This is a genomic window from Zhongshania aliphaticivorans (genome assembly GCF_902705855.1).
Taxonomy (GTDB): domain Bacteria; phylum Pseudomonadota; class Gammaproteobacteria; order Pseudomonadales; family Spongiibacteraceae; genus Spongiibacter; species Spongiibacter aliphaticivorans_B.
Genome location: NZ_CACSIJ010000009.1, coordinates 1 through 1233, shown reverse-complemented (window position 1 = coordinate 1233; position 1233 = coordinate 1). Strand labels below are relative to the sequence as shown.

The following is a 1233-nucleotide window of genomic DNA, read 5'->3' as shown; positions in this document are numbered from 1 at the left end:
GAGAAAGGCGGACAGGTATCCGGTAAGCGGCAGGGTCGGAACAGGAGAGCGCACGAGGGAGCTTCCAGGGGGAAACGCCTGGTATCTTTATAGTCCTGTCGGGTTTCGCCACCTCTGACTTGAGCGTCGATTTTTGTGATGCTCGTCAGGGGGGCGGAGCCTATGGAAAAACGCCAGCAACGCGGCCTTTTTACGGTTCCTGGCCTTTTGCTGGCCTTTTGCTCCTTAAGAAAAAGGATCTTCACCTAGATCCTTTTAAATTAAAAATGAAGTTTTAAATCAATCTAAAGTATATATGAGTAAACTTGGTGACAAGCTTTCAGCGCAGCTCGTCGGCCATGCGGACCGTATGAGTGATTGCGGCGCGGCTATCGGGGGCGGAGTGGCTCATCACGATCATGCTGGCCTTGGGGAACGCCGCACCAAACGCGCGCGCTGACGCGGCGTAGTGCTCAGNGTCGGCATCACCGAGATTGCCGAGCGACTTGGCCTTGCCGTCCTTGATCAGNCAGCCACCAAAAGCGATGTCGGTGCCGTCGATCCCAACGGTGATATTGTCACTGGTGTGGCCGGGGCCGGGGTAAAACACCTTGAGCGGGCCAAAGTTGGGCGCGGTTTCTGGTTCGACCCAGCCNTTGGCGGCGAAAGTCAGGCTGTGTTGCGCTGCAACCAGTCCCTCTTGCGGGGCAAGCTGGTTCGACAACGCATTGGCATAAGTCGCAATCCCCGCCGCATGCAGCGCGTCCATACCGCCCATCTTGTCCTGATGCGCGTGGGTCACCACCGCCAGCGCGACCGGCAGGTTGATCTCCTGCTTGATCCAGTTGAGGATCTGGGCAGTCTGGTCATCGGTCCAGGCGGTATCGACCACCAGCACGCGACCGCCATCTCTGACGATCAAGCCGTTGGACGCGACTGCCCCAANACCCGGCANGTCGAGATAGGAAGTGTGCTGCCAGACATTCGGTGCGAGCTGGCGGAAAACCAGATCGCCAAACCGTTGGTCGCCAGNTTCCATTTGCTGGCCCATCGTCGGGCGGATTTCAGGGGGCATGCACCCGCTCAGCATCAATGCAGCGGCTAATGCGGTGCTCAGTTTTGTGACAGGGAGTATAATCTTAGGCAATTCCATGGGCTTCCTTTTTCAATATTATTGAAGCATTTATCAGGGTTATTGTCTCATGAGCGGATACATATTTGAATGTATTTAGAAAAATAAACAAATAGGGGTTC

Annotated in this window: 1 protein-coding gene; it reads right to left on the bottom strand. The window is 55.5% G+C overall.

Annotation, left to right across the window (positions count from 1 at the left end; genetic code table 11):
* Positions 1–319: 319 nt before the first annotated feature.
* Entirely contained in the window at positions 320–1132 is an 813-nt protein-coding gene (blaNDM, locus tag GVJ32_RS04465) for an NDM family subclass B1 metallo-beta-lactamase (RefSeq protein WP_159238865.1), read from the bottom strand.
* Between the last annotated feature and the right edge of the window lie 101 nt (positions 1133–1233).